The following is a 19,608-nucleotide window of genomic DNA, read 5'->3' on the forward strand; positions in this document are numbered from 1 at the left end:
AATGTCATTGTCCGGGCCATGCATGGGTGCGGCGGGGAGAGTTCGGCAATTCCCCGATGTAGACGTCCAATAATCCGTCGATAAGGAACCCGCTTACCTTCGACTGGGACAACCGCCAGCCGAGCTGTGGAGTACACCATGCCGCCTGTGGTCAAGGCGCCTTCCTTTGCCATGATTTCCGGGGCCCAGGTTCACCGGGTCCTCCAGGGCCGGCACCGGGAGGTGGTGCGTCTCGTGGAATCGGCGTACCGCGTCCACGGGGCCGGTGACACCGTCAATCCGCCGTCCTACTTCCTGCGCTTTCCCGACCGTCCCACGGCCCGGATCATCGCGCTCCCCGCGTCGATCGGCGGTGACGTCCGCGTCGACGGACTGAAGTGGATTTCCAGCTTCCCGGAGAATGTGGCGGCCGGCATTCCGCGTGCCTCCGCCGTGCTCATCCTCAACGACCACGACACCGGCTATCCGCTGGCCTGCCTGGAGAGTTCCATCATCAGCGCGGCCCGCACCGCGGCCTCCGCGGCGCTGGCCGCCGCGACGCTCAGCGCGGAAAGGGGGGTACGGCCGCGCAGGGTCGGTTTCTTCGGGGTCGGACTCATCGCCCGTTACATCCACGAGTACCTCGTCGGATGCGGTCTGGAATTCGACGAGATCGGCGTGCACGACCTTTCGCGGGAGCACGCGGACGGGTTCGCGGGATATCTGGGGAGGGTGGGAGAGAGCGGGCGGATCACCGTGCACGGTGGTGCGGAGGAGCTGATTCGCCGTAGTGACCTGGTGGTGTTCGCCACCGTCGCCGGGACTCCGCACGTCACCGATCCCGGTTGGTTCGACCACAATCCGCTGGTCCTGCATGTGTCGTTGCGCGACCTGGGGGCCGAAGTGATCCTCGGCGGCGCCAACTTCGTCGACGACGTCGAGCACTGTCTGAAGGCCGACACCTCCCCGCATCTGGCCGAACAGCTGAGTGGGGGGCGCGACTTCATCGACGGCACTTTGTACGACGTCCTCACCGGTGAGGTCTCCGTGCCCGCCGACCGGCCCGTGTTCTTCTCGCCCTTCGGCCTCGGCGTCCTGGACCTCGCGGTCGGCAAGCACGTGTACGACTCCCTGCTCGCCGCCGGTGAACTCGCCGTCGAGGAGGACTTCTTCCACGAGCTGCGCCGCTACGGCTGACCCGGGGCCCGGCCACCCTCCCGGCCACCTTCCCGGCCACCTTCCCGTCCATCCCGCCCACCCGTTCGCACGAGGAATGAGCTCACTGTGACCACACTGCTCGACTCCCCGACCAGAGCGGCCGGTGCCCCACGCCGGCCCCTCGCCGTCCAGGTCGACGAGATACCGCTCACCCCGCACGACCCGCTGGAGCTGTACGCGGCGCTGCGCGAGCGCTCCGCGGACGAGGTGTTCCTGCTGGAGAGCCTGGAGGCGCCCGACCAGGACGGCAACACCGCCGTCGTCGGATACGGCCGGCTCGCCGAACTCCAGGTCCACGCCGACCGGATCACCGTCTCCGGCATCGCCCCGATCACCCGGGTCCTGCGCGCCGCCGCCGAGGGGCTGGGGCTGGCCCGGCGGCCGGACGGCGGCCACACGCTGAGCTCCGGCGGGCAGGTGTGGCAGCTGCTGCGGGCCGCGCAGGAGTCGTTCGCCGTGAACACCGAGGTGCCCCCGGACACGTACGCCTTCGGCTTTCTGACCACCGTCGGCTACGGCGCCGCCTGGCACATGGAGCGGCTGCCCGAGCGCACCGCGGACAGTGGCCCGGACCTGGTCCTGACGCTCTTCCGGGACGTCGTGCGCTACGACGTCGACGCGGGCACCGCCCACCATCTCACCGCGCGCAGCGAGGACTTCCCGCCCGCCGACCCGGCCGTGATCGCCACCGCCGTGGCCGCGCTGCGCCCGGTCGGGCCGGTGCCCGAGGCACCCGCGCCGCGCGGTGTGCGCGACTCCATCGACGAGGCGTCCTTCGTCGGCAAGGTGGAGCGCTGCCTCGCCCACATCGGCGTCGGCGACATCTACCAGATCCAGATCGGCCACCGCATCGACGTGGACACCGAGCTGACCCCGCTGGACGTCTACCGGCGGCTGCGGCAGCGCAATCCGTCGCCGTACATGTACCTCGTGCCGCGGGACGGATCGACGCTCATCGGGGCGAGCCCGGAGGTGCTGTTCCGCACCGAGGGCGAGCGGATCGTGATGCGGCCGATCGCCGGCACCACCCCGCGCAGCGGCGACCCGACCATCGACTGGCCGCGCGTCGAGGCGCTGAAGGCCAGCGAGAAGGAGCGGGCCGAGCACGTCATGCTGGTCGACCTGTGCCGCAACGACATCGGCCGGGTCTGCCGGCCCGGCACGCTCGCCGCGGACCAGCTGATGACGGTCGAGCGCTACTCGCACGTCTTCCACCTGGTCTCCACCGTGGAGGGCGTGCTCGAACCCGGCGAGGACACCTGGTCCGCGCTGCGCGCCACCTTCCCCGCGGGCACGGTCACCGGCGCCCCGAAGATCCGCGCCATGGAGATCATCGAGGAACTGGAGTCCGAGCCGCGCGGGATGTACGCGGGCGCGGTCGGGCTGGTCGACGTGCGCGGCTGGTCACGGCTCGCGCTGTGCATCAGGACGATCACGTACGACGGGACGACGTACTCCACGCAGAGCTGCGCGGGCATCGTCGCCGACTCCCGGCCGCTCGCCGAGTGGCACGAGACGCTGCACAAGATGGGCGCGGCCCACTGGGCGCTGACCGGTGAGGAGCTGCTGCCTTGAACCCTTCCCCCGCTGAAGCAGGGGGATTCCTGGCTCAGGCTGCCTACGGGTCCAGCGGACCTACGGGTCTTACACCCTCAACACCAGCCGGGTCGGAACCTGCCCGGTTTGGTACTACAAGCAAAGGAGTTGCTGTGCTGGCTTGGCTCTCGCTCAGCACGGTGTGCGCGCTTGGTTCTCGCAGCGCACATCGAGCACTTTACCCGATCGCGTGGATGGGGATTCGCCCTGGAGGCGAAACCCCGTTCCCTGCCCTGCTCCGCAGGAGTCCGATTCCTCCCAGGCCTGAATGCCGGGGCATCCTCGGAGGGACCCGGTGAACGTCCTGCTCGTCGACGCGTACGACAGCTTCACCCACATCATCGACCAGTATCTGCGGGGGCTGGGCGCCGACACCGACGTCGTACGGTCGGGCACCCGCACCCCGGAGCAGCTCCTGGACCTGGAGCCGGACGCGGTGGTGCTCGGGCCCGGGCCCGGCCACCCGGCGGACTCCGGGCACGTGGAGCTGGTGCACGCCTTCGCCGGGCGGGTGCCGCTGCTCGGCATCTGCCTCGGCCACCAGGCCATCGGGCTCGCGTACGGGGCCCGGATCACCGTCGCGGACCGGCTCAAGCACGGCAAGACCAGCCGGGTCGCGCACGACGGGGCCGGGGTCTTCACGGGCCTGGGCGCGGAGATGACCGCCACCCGCTATCACTCACTGATCGTCGCCGAACCGCTGCCCGCGGAGCTGACCGTGACCGCGCGGGCCGTGGACGACGGCTACGCGATGGGACTGAGGCACCGTCAACTCGCTGTTGAGGGTGTGCAGTTCCATCCGGAGTCCATCACCACCGTGGGCGGGATGCGGCTGCTGGAGAACTTTCTGTCCGCCGCCGCACCCGCCGCCGCACCCGCCGCCCACCCGGCCGGTGATCCGGCCATGAACGCTGTCTGACCCATCACTGCCCGACCTTGAAGGGAGCACATCGACGTGCTGTATCCCAAGGAGGAACAGGACTCCTGGCGGGGCCTGCCCGCCGCGCAACAGCCCGACTGGCCCGACCCGGACGCCCTCGCCGCGGTCCGGGACGAACTGCGGGGTGCCATGCCCCTCGTGGTCCCCGAGGAGTGCGAGCTGCTCACCCACCGGCTCGCGGCGGTCGCCCGCGGCGAGGCGTTCGTACTGCAGGGCGGGGACTGCGCCGAGACCTTCGACGACGTGCGCGCCGAGAGCGTACGGGCCAAGATGCACACCCTGCTGCAGATGGCGCTGGTGCTCACCTACGCCGCCTCCATGCCCGTGGTGAAGCTCGGCCGGATGGCCGGCCAGTACGCCAAGCCGCGCTCCCGCCCCACCGAGACGCGCGCCGGGGTCACCCTGCCCGCCTACCGGGGCGACGCGGTCAACGGCTTCCCGTTCACCGCGGCCGACCGCACCCCCGACCCCCGGCGGCTGCTGCGGGTCCATCAGGCGGCCGCCGCCACCCTCAACCTGGTACGGGCCTACAGCACCGGCGGGGACGCCGATCTGCGCCGGGCGCACGCCTGGAACCAGGACTTCATCGCGCGCTCACCGGTCGGCGGGCGCTACGCGGAACTGGCCACCCGCATCGACCAGGCGCTGCGTTTCATGCGGGCCTGCGGGGCCGACGAACGGGTCCAGCACGGAGTGGAGTTCTTCGTCAGCCACGAGGGGCTGCTCCTCGACTACGAGGACGCCCTGGTGCGCGAGGACCCGCTCACGGGGCTGCGGTACGCCTCCAGCGGGCACATGGTGTGGATCGGTGAGCGCACCCGGGACCTGGGCGGCGCCCACGTCGAGTTCTTCTCGACCCTCGCCAACCCGATCGGCGTGAAACTGGGCCCGGCCACCGACTCGGACACCCTGCTGCGGCTCGTCGACAAGCTCGATCCGCACCGGGAGCCCGGTCGGCTCACCCTGGTCGTCCGGATGGGTGCCGAAACGATACGGCAGCGGCTGCCCGTGCTGGTGGAGAAGGTGACCGCCGAGGGTGCGGGCGTGGTGTGGATCTGCGACCCCATGCACGGCAACACCTTCGAGGCGCCCTCGGGCCACAAGACCCGGCACTTCGACGCCATCGTCGACGAGGTCAAGGGCTTCTTCGAGGTGCACCGGGCGCTGGGCACGCATCCGGGCGGAATACATCTGGAATTCACGGGTTCCGATGTCACCGAGTGCGTGGGGGGCGGGGGTGAACTCGCCCTCGAAGATCTGGCCGATCGATACGAATCCACCTGCGACCCCAGGTTGAATCGTGAACAGTCCCTGGAACTCGCCTTCCTGGTCGCCGGAATTTGGCGGTCCGATTTTCAGCATCCGGCCGCTGGCCTGCACTGATATCACCGTTATCGTTTCTCGGAAGGAGGCGAAGCTCCACCGATAATAAAGCGAAGCCGCAGCTCCGTAATTTTCTTGCTGTCAGGAAGAAGCGGCAGCAAGCGAATGAATAACCAACGGGAGACGGAAATGCAGCTCGTTAAGAAGTCCCAGGTTCAGGTTCTTTTCGTCGGCGTCTTCGCCGCGGGTGCGCTGTTCACCACGCTGGCGGTCGCCGAGGACGCCCACGCGGTGACCCGGGGGGCCGCGCACAGCGTGGCGGCGGACCTGAACGTCGGCGCGGCCGTGAACGGCACCGACGGCGTGGACCCCTGGAGCTGACGCTTCCGAAGCGTCCCGGTCCCAAGGGATCACGGGATCACGGGACCGAGGGACCGACTGACTGAGGAGAACGCGAGTGAACACAAGGCCTGACCCGGGCCGGCCGGAACGTTCCTGGCCCGGACTGCTCGACTCCGTCCTGACCGGTCGTGATCTGACCGGGGCGGACACCACGTGGGTGATGGACCAGGTGATGCGGGGCAACGTCCCCGACGCCCTGATCGCCGGCTTCCTGGTGGCACTGCGCGCCAAGGGGGAGACGGTCGGCGAACTCGAAGGGCTAGTACGGGGAATGATGGCGCACGCCGTGCGCATCGACGTGCCGGGGAGGACCGTCGATGTGGTGGGCACCGGGGGAGACGGGGCGAAGACCGTCAACATCTCCACCATGTCCGCGCTGGTCGTGGCGGGCGCCGGGGAGCGGGTCGTCAAGCACGGCAACCGCGCCTCGTCGTCGGCCTCGGGATCGGCCGACGTGCTCGAAGAACTCGGAGTGACCCTGCGGCTGGCACCGGAACAGGTCGCCGCGCTCGCCGAGGAGGCCGGGATCACCTTCTGCTTCGCCCCCGACTTCCATCCGGCGATGCGGTACGCGGCCGGTGCGCGGCGGGCGCTGGGCATCCCCACCGTCTTCAACGCCCTGGGCCCGCTGACCAACCCGGCGGCGCCCACCGCCCAGGCGGTGGGAGTGGCCGACGCCCGGCTGCTGCCGCTGATCGCGGGGGTGCTGGCCCGGCGCGGCGGTACGGCGCTGGTGTTCCGGGGTGACGACGGCCTGGACGAGCTGACGGTCACCACGACGTCGACCGTCTTCGCCGTGGAGGAGGGGAGCGTACGGCAGGAGTCCTTCGACCCCCGTGACCTCGGCATCGGCCGGGCTCCGATCGAGGCGCTGCGCGGGGCTGACGCCGCGTACAACGCCGCGGTGGCGCGGCGGGTGCTGGAGGGGGAGCGGGGGCCGGTACGGGATGCGGTGCTGCTCTCGGCGGCGGCCGCGCTGGCCGCGGCGGAGCCGGCCGCGGGGCGTTCGGTGACCGAGCGTCTTGGTGCGGGGCTCGTGCGGGCTGTCGAGTCTGTCGACTCGGGGTCCGCGGGGGGTGTGTTGGAGCGGTGGGTGGCTGCCAGCGGGGTGTGTGCGTTGGCGCGGGCCGCTTGAGGGGGTGTCGGGTACGTCGGGTACGTCTGGTACGTCGGGTGCGTTGATCGGGTGCGGGTGGGTGGGGGCTGGTCGCGCAGTTCCCCGCGCCCCTGAGGCCGGGGCTTCGCCCCGGATTCCCGTCCGGCTGTCGTCGATTGGGGGCGGGGCTTTGCCCCGGATCGCCGTCGCGGCCGTGCCCGGCTCCTGATGGGGAGCGGGGGCACGGCCGCGGGCGGCACGGTCACGGAGACGGGACCGGTTCGGGGCGCGCGGGTGCGGTGTCCGGTTCGGGAGTGCGGAGGAACCAGGTGAGGGCAGGGGAGGTGATCGCGGTGGTGATCAGAGCCATGAGCACCAGGATGGTGAACAACTCTGGCCCGATCACACCCAGTTGGAGGCCCATGTTGAGAACGATCAGCTCGGTCAGCCCACGGCAGTTCATCAGCGAGCCGAGGGACATCGCGTCCCGCCAGCTCTGCCCGGACAGCCGCGCGGCCACCGTACTGCCGCCCCACTTGCCGACCACCGCGACCGCCAGCACCGCGCCGGCCCACAGCCACGGCGTCGCACCGCCGGTGAGCAGCGAGACATCGGTGCGCAGTCCGGTGCTGACGAAGAACAGGGGCAGCAGCACCGGGAGCGTGAAGGCCCGCAGCCGCGCGGCGGACAGCTCGACCGCCCGCGAACCGCGCGGGGTGACCACACCGAAGAGGAAGGCGCCGAACAGGGCGTGGATGCCGATCCGGTCGGTGAGGTACGCCGACAGGCACAGCCCGCTGAACATCGCGACCAGGACCGTGCTCTCCACGGCCCGCCCCGCGCGGGCCACCAGCCGGGCGAGCAGTGGCCGGACCACGTACAGCATGAGGACGAGGAAGCCGATGGACCACATCGCGGTCAGCGCGGCGTGCTCGGCGGTGCCGCTCGTGCCGACGGCGACCACCACGGCCAGCAGGCACCAGGCGCTGACGTCGTCGACCGCCGCGCACGCCATCGCCAGGGAGCCCAGGCGCGTGGTGTACAGGCCGCGGTCGGTGAGGATGCGGGCCAGCACCGGGAACGCCGTGATGCTCATGGAGACGGCGATGAACAGCACGAACGGCAGCCGGTCCACGCCCTTCGGCGCGAACGTGTCGTACATGCCGAGCGCGAGCAGTGAGCCGAGGGCCAGTGGCAGCGCGATGCTGACCTGGCTGACGGCGACGGCGGTACGGCCGTGCCCGCGCAGCGCCGACAGGTCCAGTTCCAGGCCGACCAGGAACATGAAGGCCAGCAGGCCGAGGTTGCCCAGGACGCCGATGTACGGCAGGGACTCGGGCGGGAACAGCCAGTGCTGGGCGGAGGGGGAGATCCAGCCCAGCAGCGAGGGCCCGAGCAGGATGCCGAGGGTGATCTCGCCGATCACCGGGGGCTGACCGATCCGGCGGAACAGCAGGGCGCCGGCCCGGCAGGCGAGGATCACCGCGGGGACGGCGATCAACAGGTCGGGCAACGGGTCAGGAGCGGACACGGGCGTCTCCTTCCAGGGGGACTTCCACGGGAACAACCTCGGGAACGACCAGGGGAACTTCCACGGGGACCTCCCGTGGGGCGGGCACCCGCAGGGCGGCGGGTGCCGCCTGCGGTGGTGGGGCCGACGCCGCCGCCGACCAGCGGGCGTAGCGGCGCCTGCCGTACAGCAGGGGCGCCTTGTCGTCGGTGAGCGTGACGCGGGTGACCCGGCCGAAGACGGCCGTGTGGTCCCCGACCTCCACGGTCCGGGTGACCGTGCAGTCCGCCACGGCGAGCGCGGCGTGCGTCAGATGCGGGCCGGCCGCGCCGAGCGGCAGCCGCCACTCGGTGAGCGTGAATCGCTCGGCGTTGCCCGAGGCGAACAGGTCGGACACGGCGCGGGCGTCCTCGTGCAGCAGGTTCAGCGCGAACTGCCCGCTCTCCAGCGCTGCTCGGAAGGTGGGGCTCGCCGTGCGCAGGCAGACCACGAGCGTCGCCGGGGCCAGCGCCACGCTCGCGAGCGAGCTGCAGGTCATTCCGCGGGGTGCCGAGTCGGCGTCGAGCGCCGCCACCACGCCCACCCCGGACGGGAAGGCGGACATCAACGGACGGATGTCGGTGACGTTGGCGATGTCGGTGTCGGTGTCGGTGACGCCGGTGACGCCGGTGACGCCGGTGACGCCGGCGTCGTCGGTGAGTTCGGTCGTGCCGGTGGTGCCAGTCGTGCCAGTCGTGTCGGTCATGCAGGACGACTCCTGTCGGTGTCTTTCGCTGCGGACATACGGACATGGGGGACGGGGCCGTGCGCGCGCCGGGGGAGAAGCGGGCGGGTATGTCGGAGAAGCGCGCGCACTGTCGGGGAAGCGGGCCGTGCGGCCGGGCCCGGCCCGGCGGACCGCGGGGGGTCGGTGCCGCCGGGCCGATGCGGAAGCAGGCCTGCTCGCCGTGCTGAAACCGGACTGCGTACGGTGCCGAAGCCGGTCTACTTGCCGTGCAGTTGACGCAGGTAGTCGTAGGCGCTGGGGAGCGTGTCCAGCAGGTGCTGCTGCTCCTGCTTGACCTTGTCGAACAGCGGCGCCGCACCCGCGACGGACTCGGGCTTGTGGGCGAGCGCGGGCAGCGGGGTGTCCGGCTCCAGGCCGAGGCCGGCGAAGATGCAGTAATAGCTGCCGTTCGTCCAGAAGTTGCGGAACTCCGCCTCGAAGTTGCCGTAGTACGTGGACTCGTCGGCGATCGGTGAATTGATCGGCAGCCCCGCCTTGTAGGCCTCGATCTTCTTCTGGATGTTCTCCGGGAGCACCAGGTCCTTCTGCGCCTTCCAGAAAGGCGTGTCATTGCGCGGCGCGTAGTAGAAGTGCGCCTGGATGAAGTCCCGGGTGTCGTCGAACATCGTCTCGATCTCGTGGTTGAAGCTGTCCACGAGCGCCGGGTTGAAGGTGCGGTCCGGGAAGTGCTTCGCGAGCTGGTAGATGGCGGCGGTGATGAAGTAGATGCCGGTCGACTCCAGCGGCTCCAGGAAGCACGAGGAAAGGCCGATACTCACCACGTTGTTCACCCAGGCGCGGCGGTTGCGGCCGACGCGGAAGCGCACATGGTTGAACTTCGTGGTCTCCGGGTCGAGGCCCCACAGCTGGCAGAATTCCTCGGTCGCCTCCTCCTGAGAGGTGAACTTGCTGGAGTACACATAGCCGGAACCGAAGCGGCCCAGCATCGGGATCTTCCAGGCCCAGCCGGCGGACATCGCGATCGCCGAGGTGTACGGCTCCACACCGTTCGTCGCGTCGTCGTGCGGGACGGCGGTGGCGACCGCGCTGTTGCACATGAGGTGGTCGCTCATGTCGATGAACGGCTCGCCCAGTGCCTTGTTGATCAGCAGGCCGCGGAAGCCGGAGCAGTCGACGAACAGGTCCGCGTCCAGTACTCGGCCGGATTTGGTGTGCAGGGCGGTGACATGGCCGCGCTCGTCCTGCTCGACCCGCACCATCTCGTCCTGGACGTGCTCGACGCCCTGCTTGTCGGTGGCGAAGCGGCGCAGGAAGTCCGCGACCAGAGCCGCGTCGAAGTGCCAGGCGTAGCGCGTCGACTCGGTGCCGTCGAGCCACTTCGGCGACTTCTTGGCGTCCATCACCGGGGGCTCGCGGAAGCAGGAGTAGTCGAAGGGCTCGTCCGTGGCGCCCTCGTACTTGTTCTTGAACCAGTAGTGCGAGAGTGGCGTGTTGTCGTGGTCGGGCAGGATGCCGAAAGGGTGGTAGAAGTGGTCGGGTCGGCCACCGTCCAGGGTGCGCGCGTCGGCCTGACCGCGGCCGGGAGTGCGCCAGTTCACGAAGCGGACGGCCATCTTGAAGCTGGCGTTGCACTCCCGCATCCACTCCTCCTCGGGTATCCCGAGGTAGTCGAAGAGCACGCGGTGCAGATTGGGGACGGTGGCCTCCCCCACGCCGATCCGGGGGATGGCAGGGGCCTCCAGGACCTGGATGTCCACGGTGCCCTGGAGCGCCTTGCCGAGATAGGCGGCGGTCATCCAGCCGGCCGTACCGCCGCCGAGAATGACGACCTTGCGGATGCGCGAGTCGGTGTCGGTCATGTGCAGGCTCTTTCTTCCGGTGGAATGTGCGACGGCACCTTGTCGAGTGCTTTGCACGCCAGAGTCAGCGAGCCCGCTATGAGTCTTCTATAGATGGCCGGATTACTTGCTTGAGCAGCTTTGTATGGATGAGGTATAGGCGGCTGCGCGATGGTCGGTCCGTCGAAAAGCGCCCGCAACTCCCAGCAGAGGATGGCTGCATCAGATGCCGTACGAAGACGGGAATGCTGTTGTCCCGGGGCCGGGACCGGGCGGGTTCCCCGACGGGCCGCCGGCCGCACTCAAGGGAATCCTCGCCACTGTCGGAGGGACCCCGCTGATAGAACTCGAACGGCTTGTCCCGGAATTTCCCGGACGGCTTTTCGCCAAGGCCGAGCGGTTCAATCCCGGTGGCAGCGTCAAGGACAGGTCGGCACTGGGAATGGTGCTGGCCCGGATCCGTTCCGGGGAACTCGTGCCCGGCCGTTCCACGGTGATCGAGTCCAGTTCCGGAAACCTCGCGATCGGACTCGCCCAGATCTGCGGATACTTCGGCCTGCGCTTCGTCTGCGTGGTCGACGCCCGCACCACCCAGCAGAACATCGCGATCCTGCGCGCCTACGGCGCCCGGGTCGAGGTGGTCGTCGATCCGGACCCGGTCACCGGGGAGCTGCTGCCCATGCGGCTGCGCCGGGTCGCCGAACTGCTGGCCGTCACACCCGACTCGTACTGGCCCGACCAGTACGCCAACCCCCTCAACCGGCAGGCACACCTGACCACGATGAGGGAGATCGCCGAGGCTCTGGACGGCAAGGTCGACCATCTGATCCTGGCGGCCGGCACCGGCGGCACCCTGGGCGGCTGCGCCGAGTACATCCGTCGGCACGGCCTCACCACCACCGTGCACGCGGTGGACGCGGTAGGCAGTGTGCTGTTCGGGCAGACCGCCAAGTGCGTGCGGCTCGTGCCGGGGCACGGCGCCTCGATGCAGCCCAAGCTGCTGCGCCGCTCGGACGCCGACCACGTCGTCCACGTCACCGACCTGGACTGTGTGGTGGGCTGCCGCCGGCTCGTGGCCCGGGAGGCGATCCTCGCGGGCGGCTCCTCGGGAGCCGTGGTGTCCGCGCTGGAACGCATCCTTCCCGGCATCGAGCCCGGCGCCAACGTCGTACTGATCCTGCCCGACGGCGGCGACCGCTACCTCGACACGATCTACGACGACGTCTGGGTACAGCGCCACTTCGGCGAGGTCTCCAAGCTCTGGAAGGACGCTGAACTGCCGGAAGGCGCAGACCAGTTGGCCGATATAGGGCACCGATAGCGGCCTCCCGGAGCATGGAAGTCGTCCGAGATCCCACCGATTCCCGGACCCACCGAAACCGACTCACCACCCACTGAAACCGACTCGCCACCCACTGAAACCGACTCACGACCCGCCCGAACCGACTCACGACCCGCCCGAACCGATGCACGGACCCACCGAACCGATTCACGGACCTACTGAAGACTCACGGAGGCACCCCATGACCACTCAGCTGCCGGCCCTGGACGACGGGCAGAAGGCGGATATCAAGGACATCGTCTGCGACATCCTCGAACTCGAACTCGACGAGGTCACCGACACCAGCCTGTTCATGGAGGAGCACGACGCCGACTCGCTGCGCACCATCGAGATCCTCGCCTCGCTGGAGCGCACCTTCGGCATCACCCTCAAGCAGTCCGAGCTCAGCCGTATGGTCAACCTCGCCGGCGTCTACGCCGTGGTCGCCGAGGCCCAGGTCAAGTGAGCGCCGGCGGGACGAACCGGCCCGGTCCGGCCCGGCACCGGGTCGTCGTCACCGGCCTCGGCGTGGTGACGAGCATCGGCACCGGGGTCGACGCCTTCGCCGCGGGCCTGCGGGCCGGGAGCAGCGGGGCGAAGCCGATCGGCGCCTTCGACACGACCGGCTTCGCCTACTCCAACGCCTGCGAGATCACCGACTTCGAGCCCGAGGCGTGGCTGGACGCGCAGTCCCCGGAGGACCTGGGCCGCGCCGCCCAGTTCGCGGTGGCCGCGGGCCGGATGGCGGTGGCGGACGCGGGGCTGACCGAGGCGCAGCTGCGCGAGGTGCGCACGCTGGTCTCCGTCGGCACCACCGACGGCGAGTCCCGCGACCTGGACCACCTCACCGCGCTGCAGGTCGCCGAGGGTGACGACGCCCTCGACGAGGTGGTGGCCCGCCGGGTGTGGCCCGGGCGGCTGGCCGCCGGGATCGTCCGCGAACTCGGCCTGGAGGACGTGGAGACGGTCACCGTCCCCACCGCCTGCGCGGCCGGCAACTACGCGGTCGGCTACGGCTACGACGCGATCAGCTCCGGGGACGTCGCGATGGCGCTGTGCGGCGGCGCGGACGCGCTGTGCCGCAAGACCTTCACCGGCTTCTACCGGCTCGGCACCATCGCGCCCGACGTGTGCCGCCCCTTCGACGCCGACCGGCAGGGCATCCTGACCGGCGAGGGCGCCGGCATCCTGATGATGGAGTCGCTGGAGTCCGCGCTGGCCCGCGGCGCCCGCATCTACGCCGAGGTACTCGGCTACGGGCTGTCCTGCGACGCCAGCCACCCGGTCGCCCCCGACCGGGACTCCATCGCCCGCTGCATCACCGCCGCGCACCGCAACGCCGGGATCGAGGCCGCCGACGTGGACTTCATCTCGGCGCACGGCACCGGCACCAGGGCCAACGACGTGACCGAGGTGGGCGCCATCCGCCAGGTGTTCGGGGACGAGCTGCCGCGCACCGTGTCGATCAAGTCGATGATCGGCCACACCATGGGCGCCGCCAGCGCGCTCGCCTCCGCGGCCTGCGCCCTGGCGCTCCAGGAGGGCTTCATCCCGCCGACCATCAACCACCGTTCCACCGACCCCGAGTGCGCGGTCGACTGCGTGCCCAACGAGGCGGTGGAGGCCGAACTCCGGGTCGTGCAGAACAACGGCCTCGCCTTCGGCGGCAACAACGCCGTGCTGGTGCTCGGCAAATGGGACCAAGCGGCCTAGCGCCGGTCTGAGAGGAGTTGAACGGCATGGCACCCCAAGTGAGCGTCCGCACAGCGGAGTTGGTGATATCCGGCTGGGCCGTCTCGTCGCCGTACGGACTCGGCAGGCGGGGGTTCGCCGAGGGACTGCGGTCCGGGCGGCGCGCGATCGCCGGGCTCGATCCGGCGCTCTGGCCGGTCCCGTACCAGGAGGCCGGGCTGATCCCCGGCTTCGACATCAAGGCCGTACTCGGCCGCAAGGGCACCCGTTCCATGGACCGGGTCACCGGTATCGCGGCGACCACGGTCGGCATGCTTCTGGAGGAGTACGGCACCGGGCTCGCCGCCGATCCGGAGTCGACCGGGCTGGTGCTCGGCACCTCCGGCAGTGTGCAGTCGATCATGGACTTCACCCGGGACGCGCTCACCGGCGACAAGCCCTACCTCGTGGACCCGGCCCGCTTCCCCAACACCGTGATGAACTGCCCCACCGGGCAGAGCGCGATCCGGCACACCCTCAAGGGCCCCAACGTCACCGTCTCCGGCGGCGCCGCCACCGCGCTGCTCGCCCTGCAGTACGCCTCCCGGCTGCTGCGCGGCGGACACGGCACGGCGCTGCTGGCCGGCGCGGCCGAGGAGTTCTCCGTGCAGCGCGGCCGCCTGGAGCGGGTCGCCGACCACGGGGGCGCACCGCCGCAGCCGCTCGGCGAGGGTGCCGCGCTCTTCCTCCTGGAGGACGCCCTGGCCGCCCGCGAGGGAGGCAGGCCCGTCCTGGCCACCGTCGTCGGCTCCCGCTTCCGCGCCTTCCAGGACACGGCACGGGCCGGTACGGCACTGGAGCGCTGTGTCGCCGATGTGCTGGCCGCCGCCGGGGCCGGACCGCAGGACGTGGAGCTGATCGCGCCCGGCACCCCGCCGGGGCTGCTCGGCAAACAGGAGGAGTCCGCCCTCGACGGTCTGACCGGCAACCGGCTTCCGGTGCGCTCCCTGGTCGGCGACGCGGGCGCGGCCTCCGCCGCCTTCCAGATCGCCGCCGTACTCGCCGAGGCGGAGTCCGAACCGAGCCTGGTGGACCGGCTCACGCTGGTCACCGCGGTCGACCGGGACGGCACCGTCGGCGCGCTGCTGCTGCGCCTGGCCTGAACCCGGCCGCTCACCTCGGCTCCCGTTTTCGTACCGCATCCGAACGCTCCCCAGCAGAGAGGCAAGCTCCATGTCCGACACACCGAGGCCGGTCGCCCTCGTCACCGGCGGTTCGCGCGGCATCGGGCGGGCCGTCGTGGAGACCCTGGCCCGCGACGGCCACGACGTGGCGCTGTGTTTCCAGTCCAACGAGGAGGCCGCCGAGCTCGCCGCGAAGTCGGCCGCCGCCCATGGCGCCCGCACACTGTGCCGGCGGGTCGACGTGACCGACCGGGAGGGCGTGGCCGCCTTCGTCCAGGAGACGGAGGACACCCTCGGCCCCGTGGATGTGCTGGTCACCGCGGCCGGGATCGTCCGCGACAGCCAGCTCGCGATGATGGCCGACGAGGACTGGGACGCCGTGGTGCGCACCAACCTCGACGGCACCTACAACTTCGTCAAGACGCTGGCCTTCCCGATGATGAAGCGCCGCCGCGGCGCCGTGATCACGCTCTCCTCGGTCGCCGCCGCGGGCCACGCGGGCCAGGCCAACTACTCCGCGTCCAAGGCCGGGATCATCGGCTTCACCAAGGCCTTCGCCAAGGAGGCCGGGCGCTCCGGACTGCGTGCCAACGTGGTCGCCCCCGGCTTCATCAGCACCGACATGACCGGCGGTCTGACCGAGAAGCACGCCAAGGAGATGACCCGCCGTATCCCGCTGGGCCGCTTCGGCGAGCCGCAGGAGGTCGCGGAACTCGTGTCCTTCCTGGCCGGTGAGCGCGCCTCGTACATCACCGGACAGGTCTTCTCCATCGACGGCGGACTGGTCGTCTGAGCCATCCCTCCGGGGCCCGTACGACCGGCCTCTCGCAGCCCACAGGACAGGAAACGGGAGTCAACGATGCCACGCGCCGCCAGGCCGCCGCGCTTCTACTTCAATCTGCGCAGCCCCTACAACTTCTTCGCGCTGCGCGAGCTGCGCGCCCACCACCCCGCCCTGCTCGACTCGCTCGACTGGCGGCCCTTCTGGGAGCCCGACGAGACCAGCCAGAAGCTGCTCGCCGAGGCCGGCGCCGAGTTCCCCTACACGCCGATGTCCCGGGCCAAGCAGTTCTACATTCTGCGCGACGTGCGCCGCCTCGCCGCCGCGCGCGGTCTGAAGGTCACCTGGCCGACGGACGCCGACCCGTGGTGGGAGCCCGCCCATCTGACCTGGTTCCTCGCCGAGCGGCGGGGCCTGGGCAAGGCCTGGGTCGAACGGGCGGGCAGCGCCCGCTGGCTGGAGGGCCGTGACATCTGCGACCCGGCCACCGTGCGCGAGCTGGCCGCCGGGATCGGCCTCGATGCCGCCGAGGTGGCCGCCGCGACCGACGACCCGGCGGTCCGCGAGCAGGGCGTCAAGGCGCTCCTGGACGTGGTGCGCGACGGGGTGTTCGGGGTGCCGTACTTCATCAACGGCTCGGAGCCGTTCTGGGGCCTGGACCGGGTGGCGGACTTCGTCGCCTCCTTCCCCGAGCCGACGCCCGCGCCGGAGACCGCGCCGCAGTCCGCCCCCGGGGCGGCTCCCGAGACGGCCCCCGAGGGTCTTGTCGCCGGCCCCGCCTCCGACCTGAGCCACGCGGGAGGCTGCGGATGAGCACCGCCGTGCGCGCGCTGCCGCTGACCACGATCCAGGAGTCGATGTGGACGGCGTACCGCATCGCCCCCGACAGCAGCGCCTACAACATCGTGATGCCCCTGCGGCTGCGCGGCCGGGTCGATGCCGTTGCCATGGACGCTGCCGTCACCGCGGTCGGGGAACGCCAGGAGCTGCTCCGCTCGGTCTTCACCGAACAGGACGGCCGCCCGGTCCGCGTCACCGGTGAACAGCCCGTCGTACGCCTGGAGTTCAGGGATCTGGACGGGGTGAGCGAGGAGGGGCTGTGCCGGGCCGCCGAGGAGGCCGGGGCGCGCCCGTTCCGGCTGGAGTCCGGCACCTTCCGGGTGGTGCTGCTGCGCCGCTCGGACGAGGACTGGGCGCTGGTGACCGCCGCCCACCACATCGTCGGCGACTTCACCTCGCGCTGGCTGCTGGTGCGGGACGTCCTGGACGCCTACGCGGGCCATGCCGCCGGCACCGGGCCCGCCTGGCGCCCGCTGAAGGGCTCGTACACCGACCACGCGGCGGAGGAGCTGCGCTACACCGCCTCCGAGGCGGGCGAGCGCGCGGCCGAGGACTGGCGGGCGGCGGTCGCGGGCTCCGCGCCGGCCGAACTGCCCCTGGACCACCCGCGCCCCCGGGTGCGCTCGCTGCGCGGGGACACGGTCGTACGACAGCTGCCGCGGGAGTCCGCCGAGGGCCTGGCCGCCGCCGCGAACACCGCGGGCGTCACCCCCTTCGCCTATCTGCTCGCCGTCTTCCAGTCGCTCACCCACCGCTGGACGGGCCAGGACGACTTCCTGCTCGGGGTGCCCGCCTCCGCGCGCTCGGGCCGGGGCATGCGGGACGTGATCGGCTGCTTCCTCAACACCATGCCGGTCCGGGCCGAGTTCGGCCCCGCCACCACCTTCCGGCAGGCCGCCGTCCGGGCGGGCGAGCGGGTCATGCGGGGCATGCTCAACGTCCGCTACCCCTGCGGCCTGGCCTTCCCGGGGACCACCCTGTTCCGCAGCGCCCTGTTCCTCGTCCAGATGGACCGCATGGAACCCCCGGTCCCCAATGTGCCGCCCGGCGAGCCGGTCGGCCCGGCCATCCCGTACGCGGGACTCGACATCGCCCTCATCGGTCGGCCCGGCCATCCCGTACGCGGGACTCGACATCGCCCTCATCGACGTACCGCAGCAGGAGGGCCAGCTGGACCTGCTGCTGCGCGTCGAACAGACCCCCGAGGGCGTCACCACGGTTTTCTCCTACGACACCGACGTGCTGGACCGCGCCACGGTCGAACGTCTCGCGGACGGCTACGAGCGGCTGCTCGCGGCCGCCGTGCACGACCCCGACACCCTGGTCGCCGATGTCGAACTGGCGGCCGAGGCAGACCTGGACGCCCTGCTCGCGCTCGGCTCCGGCGTCTCCGGCTTCGGCGACACGGGCTTCGGTGACACGGGCTTCGGTGACACGGGCTTCGGCGACACGGGCTTCAACGACTTCGATTCCTTCGAGACCGCTTGGGACTACCGATGACGACCACGATCGCGGTGATCGGCGCGGGCATCGGCGGACTGACCGCCGCCGCGGCCCTGCACCGCCGAGGACTTGACGTCCATGTGTACGAGCGGGGCGAGACCCTGCGTGAACAGGGCGTCGGCATGCACCTGGGCCCCAACGGCACCCGGCTGCTGCACCGCCTGGGCCTGGGCGAGCAGCTGGCCCAGAAGGCGGTCCGCCCCGAGGCGCTGGAGGTGCGCGCCTTCCACAACGGGGCGACCGTGATGCGGCAGGACATGGGCGCCGGCTGGGAGCAGCTCTTCCACGCCCCCTATCTGACCGTGCACCGCGGCGACCTGCACCGGATGCTGGCCTCGCTGCTGCCCGCCGCGCGGGTGCACACCGGGCGCGAGGTGGTGGCGTACGAGGAGAGCCCCAAGGGTGTCACCCTGCACTTCGCGGACGGCCGCTCCACCCGGGCCTCCGCGCTGGTCGGCGCGGACGGGGCGCACTCGGTCGTACGGCGCCGGCTCACCGGGCCCGAGCAGCCGGTCTACTCCGGCAACAGCGCCCTGCGCGGTCTGGTCGACGCGGCCGACGTGCCCTCGCTCGACCCCACGCTGATGTACATGTTCGCCGGGCCGGCGGCACGGGTGCTGGTCTACCCGGTCGGCGGGGGGCGGCAGTTCACCTACGTCGTGGTCGCCCCGGCGCCCGAGGGCCTCGACGAGTCGTGGACCAGCGCCGCCGACCACAGCGACCTCGACGCCGCGCTCACCGGGTGGGCCCCGCAGGTGCGCGAGCTGGTCGCGGCGGCCCGGGACGTGCGCCGCTGGGCGCTGTACGACCGGGCCCCGCTGGAGCGCTGGAGCACCGCCCGCACCACGCTGCTCGGCGACGCGGCCCACCCGATGCTCCCGCACCACGGGCAGGGAGCCAACCAGGCCATCGAGGACGGGGTGGCGCTCGCCATCTGCCTCGATGAGGCGGAACCGGGCGCGGCGGGCACCGCCGCCGCGCTGGCCCGCTACGAAGCGACCCGCCGGCCGCACACGACCCGTGTGCAGCTGGGTTCACGGGACGGTCAACCACCCAAGGAATCCAACGAGAGGAACTCTCTTATGAACAACAACTCCAACAACAACTCGAACAACAACAACCTCAACAACAACAACGTCAACAACCAGGCCAACAACGTCGCGTGGATCCTCGCGAACGACGTCGAGGCGAACCTGAACAACAACAACTCCAACAACAACAACCTGAACAACAACGCCGCCTGATCACTCCTCATCCGGTCAACGGCAGTCACGGGCCCCCGACGCATCCGGCGTCGGGGGCCCGCCCACGTTCGAAGGGGGGCGGAGGGGGGCGTAGGGGGTGTATAGGCGCGCGATAAACCACCGATAGCGCCGCGTTCAACGATGGGCCAGTACCTGACCGCGCAGAAGGGACACCCCATGGCTGAACACCTGTCCGACGAAATCGTGTACAGCGTCGTGCTCAACGACGAGGAGCAGTACTCGCTCTGGTGGGCCGACCGCGCCCTCCCGGCCGGCTGGCACGCCGAGGGCACCCGGGGCAGCCGCGGGGAATGCCTGGAGCGCATCAACACCCTGTGGACCGACATGCGCCCGCTGAGCCTGCGCCGCCGCATGGAGCAGGCGGCCGAGGCCGGCACCACCGCCGTCGCCGGCACGACCGCCGTCGCCTGAGCC

General features: G+C 70.8%; 18 protein-coding genes. 15 read left to right on the forward strand and 3 right to left on the reverse strand.

The features are described from left to right. The first annotated feature begins 138 nt into the window (after window positions 1-138). From sbnB to trpD, 6 genes are all read left to right on the forward strand, one after another. The gene (gene sbnB / locus RV986_RS30075; protein WP_475920387.1) at window positions 139-1,176 is read left to right on the forward strand and encodes a 2,3-diaminopropionate biosynthesis protein SbnB; all 1,038 of its coding nucleotides are present in this window, start codon (window positions 139-141) and stop codon (window positions 1,174-1,176) included. Between the two features lie 87 nt (window positions 1,177-1,263). Next, entirely contained in the window at window positions 1,264-2,772 is a 1,509-nt protein-coding gene (locus tag RV986_RS30080; RefSeq protein ID WP_475920388.1) for an anthranilate synthase component I family protein, read from the forward strand. Window positions 2,773-3,088: 316 nt separating this feature from the next. After that, window positions 3,089-3,712, forward strand: coding sequence for an anthranilate synthase component II (locus RV986_RS30085; RefSeq protein WP_475920389.1), 624 nt, complete (start codon window positions 3,089-3,091; stop codon window positions 3,710-3,712). Window positions 3,713-3,748: 36 nt separating this feature from the next. Beyond that, window positions 3,749-5,116 (forward strand): class II 3-deoxy-7-phosphoheptulonate synthase, encoded by a 1,368-nt coding sequence (locus RV986_RS30090; RefSeq protein WP_475920390.1) that lies wholly within the window; start codon window positions 3,749-3,751, stop codon window positions 5,114-5,116. Window positions 5,117-5,245: 129 nt separating this feature from the next. Then, entirely contained in the window at window positions 5,246-5,437 is a 192-nt protein-coding gene (locus RV986_RS30095; protein ID WP_475920391.1) for a hypothetical protein, read from the forward strand. A gap of 76 nt (window positions 5,438-5,513) precedes the next feature. Further along, window positions 5,514-6,593 (forward strand): anthranilate phosphoribosyltransferase, encoded by a 1,080-nt coding sequence (gene trpD, locus RV986_RS30100; RefSeq protein ID WP_475920392.1) that lies wholly within the window; start codon window positions 5,514-5,516, stop codon window positions 6,591-6,593. Between the two features lie 223 nt (window positions 6,594-6,816). Here the strand turns inward: trpD and RV986_RS30105 are convergent, their stop codons facing one another. From RV986_RS30105 to RV986_RS30115, 3 genes are all read right to left on the reverse strand, one after another. Continuing rightward, window positions 6,817-8,085 (reverse strand): cation:proton antiporter domain-containing protein, encoded by a 1,269-nt coding sequence (locus tag RV986_RS30105; RefSeq protein ID WP_475920393.1) that lies wholly within the window; start codon window positions 8,083-8,085, stop codon window positions 6,817-6,819. Next, window positions 8,072-8,809: a flavin reductase family protein gene (locus tag RV986_RS30110; protein ID WP_475920394.1), complete on the reverse strand. Its 738-nt coding sequence runs from the start codon at window positions 8,807-8,809 to the stop codon at window positions 8,072-8,074. Before RV986_RS30110 ends, RV986_RS30105 begins: the two co-directional genes overlap by 14 nt. A 239-nt stretch (window positions 8,810-9,048) precedes the next feature. Then, the gene (locus RV986_RS30115) at window positions 9,049-10,650 is read right to left on the reverse strand and encodes a tryptophan halogenase family protein (RefSeq protein ID WP_475920395.1); all 1,602 of its coding nucleotides are present in this window, start codon (window positions 10,648-10,650) and stop codon (window positions 9,049-9,051) included. 205 nt (window positions 10,651-10,855) lie between these two features. Here RV986_RS30115 and sbnA point away from each other — a divergent pair, with 205 nt between their 5' ends. From sbnA to RV986_RS30160, 9 genes are all read left to right on the forward strand, one after another. Further along, a complete protein-coding gene (sbnA, locus tag RV986_RS30120) occupies window positions 10,856-11,950 on the forward strand; it encodes a 2,3-diaminopropionate biosynthesis protein SbnA (protein ID WP_475920396.1) in 1,095 nt (364 codons plus the stop codon). 202 nt (window positions 11,951-12,152) lie between these two features. Further along, the gene (locus RV986_RS30125; RefSeq protein ID WP_475920397.1) at window positions 12,153-12,416 is read left to right on the forward strand and encodes an acyl carrier protein; all 264 of its coding nucleotides are present in this window, start codon (window positions 12,153-12,155) and stop codon (window positions 12,414-12,416) included. Beyond that, entirely contained in the window at window positions 12,413-13,663 is a 1,251-nt protein-coding gene (locus RV986_RS30130) for a beta-ketoacyl-[acyl-carrier-protein] synthase family protein (RefSeq protein ID WP_475920398.1), read from the forward strand. Before RV986_RS30125 ends, RV986_RS30130 begins: the two co-directional genes overlap by 4 nt. A gap of 26 nt (window positions 13,664-13,689) precedes the next feature. Further along, the gene (locus RV986_RS30135) at window positions 13,690-14,784 is read left to right on the forward strand and encodes a beta-ketoacyl synthase N-terminal-like domain-containing protein (RefSeq protein WP_475920399.1); all 1,095 of its coding nucleotides are present in this window, start codon (window positions 13,690-13,692) and stop codon (window positions 14,782-14,784) included. Between the two features lie 70 nt (window positions 14,785-14,854). Further along, entirely contained in the window at window positions 14,855-15,598 is a 744-nt protein-coding gene (gene fabG, locus RV986_RS30140; protein ID WP_475920400.1) for a 3-oxoacyl-ACP reductase FabG, read from the forward strand. 66 nt (window positions 15,599-15,664) lie between these two features. Next, a complete protein-coding gene (locus RV986_RS30145; protein ID WP_475920401.1) occupies window positions 15,665-16,399 on the forward strand; it encodes a DsbA family protein in 735 nt (244 codons plus the stop codon). Continuing rightward, complete coding sequence (locus RV986_RS30150; protein ID WP_475920402.1) at window positions 16,396-17,844, forward strand: condensation domain-containing protein; 1,449 nt, start codon at window positions 16,396-16,398, stop codon at window positions 17,842-17,844. Before RV986_RS30145 ends, RV986_RS30150 begins: the two co-directional genes overlap by 4 nt. A gap of 78 nt (window positions 17,845-17,922) precedes the next feature. Then, a complete protein-coding gene (locus RV986_RS30155) occupies window positions 17,923-19,173 on the forward strand; it encodes an FAD-dependent monooxygenase (protein WP_475920403.1) in 1,251 nt (416 codons plus the stop codon). A gap of 177 nt (window positions 19,174-19,350) precedes the next feature. Next, complete coding sequence (locus RV986_RS30160; protein ID WP_475920404.1) at window positions 19,351-19,605, forward strand: MbtH family protein; 255 nt, start codon at window positions 19,351-19,353, stop codon at window positions 19,603-19,605. Window positions 19,606-19,608: the final 3 nt, after the last annotated feature.

The sequence above is a fragment of the Streptomyces sp. RLA012 genome, from assembly GCF_056270325.1.

Excerpts from the sequence above, each read along its gene's own strand:
- sbnB (WP_475920387.1), top strand. The coding sequence starts at position 139 with ATGCCGCCTGTGGTCAAGGCGCCTTCCTTTGCCATGATTTCCGGGGCC.
- RV986_RS30095 (WP_475920391.1), top strand. The coding sequence starts at position 5,246 with ATGCAGCTCGTTAAGAAGTCCCAGGTTCAGGTTCTTTTCGTCGGCGTC.
- RV986_RS30110 (WP_475920394.1), bottom strand. The coding sequence starts at position 8,809 with ATGACCGACACGACTGGCACGACTGGCACCACCGGCACGACCGAACTC.
- RV986_RS30115 (WP_475920395.1), bottom strand. The coding sequence starts at position 10,650 with ATGACCGACACCGACTCGCGCATCCGCAAGGTCGTCATTCTCGGCGGC.
- sbnA (WP_475920396.1), top strand. The coding sequence starts at position 10,856 with ATGCCGTACGAAGACGGGAATGCTGTTGTCCCGGGGCCGGGACCGGGC.
- RV986_RS30125 (WP_475920397.1), top strand. The coding sequence starts at position 12,153 with ATGACCACTCAGCTGCCGGCCCTGGACGACGGGCAGAAGGCGGATATC.
- RV986_RS30135 (WP_475920399.1), top strand. The coding sequence starts at position 13,690 with ATGGCACCCCAAGTGAGCGTCCGCACAGCGGAGTTGGTGATATCCGGC.
- fabG (WP_475920400.1), top strand. The coding sequence starts at position 14,855 with ATGTCCGACACACCGAGGCCGGTCGCCCTCGTCACCGGCGGTTCGCGC.
- RV986_RS30145 (WP_475920401.1), top strand. The coding sequence starts at position 15,665 with ATGCCACGCGCCGCCAGGCCGCCGCGCTTCTACTTCAATCTGCGCAGC.
- RV986_RS30150 (WP_475920402.1), top strand. The coding sequence starts at position 16,396 with ATGAGCACCGCCGTGCGCGCGCTGCCGCTGACCACGATCCAGGAGTCG.
- RV986_RS30155 (WP_475920403.1), top strand. The coding sequence starts at position 17,923 with ATGACGACCACGATCGCGGTGATCGGCGCGGGCATCGGCGGACTGACC.
- RV986_RS30160 (WP_475920404.1), top strand. The coding sequence starts at position 19,351 with ATGGCTGAACACCTGTCCGACGAAATCGTGTACAGCGTCGTGCTCAAC.